Annotated in this window: 3 protein-coding genes; 1 reads left to right on the top strand and 2 read right to left on the bottom strand. The window is 71.8% G+C overall.

Features of this window, described 5'->3' with window-relative positions; all coding sequences use genetic code 11:
- Window positions 1–1,554 (bottom strand): DEAD/DEAH box helicase (locus tag ACFWN1_RS32485; protein WP_384370097.1); only part of this gene is annotated, 1,554 nt, incomplete at its 3' end.
- A gap of 474 nt (window positions 1,555–2,028) precedes the next feature.
- On the opposite strand from ACFWN1_RS32485, the gene ACFWN1_RS32480 reads away from it, so the two are divergent.
- The gene (locus ACFWN1_RS32480) at window positions 2,029–2,784 is read left to right on the top strand and encodes a ferritin-like fold-containing protein (RefSeq protein WP_384370094.1); all 756 of its coding nucleotides are present in this window, start codon (window positions 2,029–2,031) and stop codon (window positions 2,782–2,784) included.
- Window positions 2,785–2,817: 33 nt separating this feature from the next.
- Here the strand turns inward: ACFWN1_RS32480 and ACFWN1_RS32475 are convergent, their stop codons facing one another.
- Window positions 2,818–3,087, bottom strand: a complete 270-nt coding sequence (locus ACFWN1_RS32475) for a hypothetical protein (RefSeq protein WP_384370091.1) — start codon at window positions 3,085–3,087, stop codon at window positions 2,818–2,820.
- Window positions 3,088–3,244: the final 157 nt, after the last annotated feature.

The following is a 3,244-nucleotide window of genomic DNA, read 5'->3' as shown; positions in this document are numbered from 1 at the left end:
GGGCTGCTTCGGGGTGTCCGGCACCGCCGGGACCTCCGGCGTCGGCACCGTCTCCACGGCCGTCTCCACGGCGGCGACAGCGGCCGCCGGCTCGGCGGATGCCGCGCCGCGCGTACGGCGACGGCGGCGCGGGGTGCGAGGCGTCTGCGGTTCCTCGACGGACGTGGTCTCCGCCGGAGCGGCACCGGCCTCGACAGGGGCTCCGCCGCGCATACGGCGACGGCGGCGCGGGGTGCGCTCCGCACGCTCCCGTTCGGGCGCGGGCGCGGCCTCGGGACGGCCGCCACGGCCGGTCCGGCCGCCACGCGCACCACGGCCACCGGTCTCGCCGAGATCCTCCACGACCTCCGCGTCCAGACCGGCGCGCGTGCGCTCCGCACGCGGCAGGACACCCTTGGTGCCCGCCGGGATGTTCAGGTCGGAGAACAGGTGCGGGGACGTCGAGTACGTCTCCACCGGCTCGTTGAAGTCCAGTTCCAGCGCCTTGTTGATGAGCTGCCAGCGCGGGATGTCGTCCCAGTCGACGAACGTGACGGCCGTGCCCTTGTTGCCGGCGCGACCGGTGCGGCCGACGCGGTGCAGGTAGGTCTTCTCGTCCTCGGGGGACTGGTAGTTGATGACGTGGGTCACGCCGCCGACGTCGATGCCGCGCGCGGCCACGTCGGTGCAGACCAGCACGTCGACCTTGCCGTTGCGGAAGGCGCGCAGCGCCTGCTCGCGGGCGCCCTGGCCGAGGTCGCCGTGGACCGCGCCGGAGGCGAAGCCGCGGCCCTGGAGCTGCTCGGCGATGTCGGCGGCGGTGCGCTTGGTGCGGCAGAAGATCATCGCCAGACCGCGGCCCTCGGCCTGCAGTATGCGCGCGATCATCTCCGGCTTGTCCATGGAGTGGCCGCGGTAGACGAACTGCTTGATGTTGGCGACCGTGGCGCCCTCGTCGTCCGGCGCGGTGGCGCGGATGTGCGTGGGGCGGGACATGTAGCGGCGGGCGAGACCGATGACCGCGCCCGGCATGGTGGCCGAGAACAGCATGGTCTGGCGCTTGACCGGCAGCATGCTGACGATCTTCTCGACGTCGGGCAGGAAGCCCAGGTCGAGCATCTCGTCGGCCTCGTCCAGCACCAGGCACTTGACGTGGCTGAGGTCCAGCTTCTTCTGGCCCGCGAGGTCGAGCAGCCGGCCGGGGGTGCCGACGACGACGTCGACGCCCTTCTTCAGGGTCTCGACCTGGGGCTCGTAGGCACGGCCGCCGTAGATCGCGGTGACGCGGACGTTGCGGACCTTGCCCGCGGTCAGCAGGTCGTTGGTGACCTGGGTGCACAGCTCGCGCGTGGGCACGACGATGAGCGCCTGCGGCGCGTTGGTCAGTGCCTCCGGAACGGCGCGGCCGGCCTCGACGTCGGCGGGGACGACGACCCGCTCCAGCAGCGGAAGACCGAAGCCGAGGGTCTTGCCCGTGCCGGTCTTGGCCTGGCCGATGACGTCGGAGCCCGAGAGGGCGACCGGCAGCGTCAGTTCCTGGATGGGGAACGGGTTGATGATGCCGACGGCTTCCAGCGCCTCGGCGGTCTCGGAAAGGATGCCGAGGTCACGAAATGTCGTAGTCAGGAGCTTTGCCTCTTCTGTGTGTGCGGTGCGAGGCGAGCGCGGGGATCATGTCTGACCGTGCCGGGGCACGCCGGCCGCCGTACGGGCGAGCCGACTGGGCAAGCCGAATGACACGGGACCTCTGCCGACGCTCTAGCGCTCGAACCGCTAAGGATGTCCCTCCGCTCGGCGTACGCGTGTATGCGATACGGCCGGGGAGAGCTGTCAGGTCGGAGCCGATCGGGCCACCGACCGGGCATCCTCATACGTGCGCCGCTGCCAGAAGGCACCGAGCAGACCGAACATCGTCGGCGCACTCAGCAGGCGCATTACCACCATACCCCGGATTGCCGCACACGCGATGGCCGAATTGGTCACGTAGTGGTAGGCACAGAGGTCGACCAGAGGCTTCCGGGACAGGGTGAGCGGGCTATTGTGCGCCTCATGACTAGCTCTGACAAGCCTGAGAACTCCGAGAACGCAGGCGCCGCCACCGACGGCCCCACCGGTGTCGCCGCCCAGGACTGGGCGCAGGCCGCGGCTGACCCGCAGTACCGCGCGGCTGTCGTGGACCTGCTCGGCGCGCTCGCGTACGGCGAGCTGGCGGCGTTCGAGCGGCTCGCGGAGGACGCCAAGCTGGCGCCGACCCTCGGGGACAAGGCGGAGCTGGCCAAGATGGCCTCGGCGGAGTTCCACCACTTCGAGCGGCTGCGCGACCGGCTGACCGGGATCGGCGCCGCCCCCACCGAGGCAATGGACCCCTTCGTCGCCGCGCTGGAGAGCTTCCACAAGCAGACGGCACCCTCGGACTGGCTGGAGGGCCTGGTCAAGGCGTACGTCGGCGACTCGATCGCCAGCGACTTCTACCGTGAGGTCGCGGCCCGCCTGGACACCGACACCCGCGAACTGGTCCTCGCCGTCCTCGACGACACCGGGCACGCGGAGTTCGCCGTGGAGAAGGTCCGCGCGGCCATCGAGGCCGACCCGCGCGTGGGCGGGCGGCTGGCGCTGTGGGCGCGGCGGCTGATGGGCGAGGCGCTGTCGCAGTCGCAGCGGGTCGTCGCGGACCGGGACGCGCTCTCCACCATGCTGGTCGGCGGGGTCGCGGACGGTTTCGACCTCGCGGAGGTCGGCCGGATGTTCACCCGGATCACCGAGGCGCACACCAAGCGGATGGCAGCGCTGGGCCTCGCGGCCTGACCGGCTGACCGTCTGACTGGCCGTCAGGGGCGGTTACGCCGGCACGGATCGCCGGCGCAGCCGCCCGGCCGGGCGCAACAGCAGCGACAGGGACGCGGCGGACACGACGGCCGCGCCGAGCACGCTGAGCAGGACCGGGGCCTGGCCGAGGGCGCTGTGCGTGACGAAGTCCCCGAAGAGGGCCCCCGCGACCGCCGTGGCGAAGACCAGCGGGCGGGTGGGCAGCCGGTGCGGCAGTCGGTGTGCGGCAGCGAAGGCGAGGACGAGGCCGACCGCTGCCGAACCGAGCACTTCCAGGATCATCGAGGGGTCCCTCCCACGTCTGCGTGCTCATACGGTCACAGCCCGACATACCCGTGACCTGGGCGTCGCAATCCTCCCCGGTGCCCGGTGCGTGCTCGAGCCGTGCGGGCCGGACACCTGTGAAGGGCCCGGCGGCACAGTGCGCACTGTGCCGCCG

Source organism: Streptomyces sp. NPDC058459, from assembly GCF_042721685.1.
Classification (GTDB): domain Bacteria; phylum Actinomycetota; class Actinomycetes; order Streptomycetales; family Streptomycetaceae; genus Streptomyces.
This window is presented reverse-complemented; position numbering and strand designations above follow the sequence as displayed.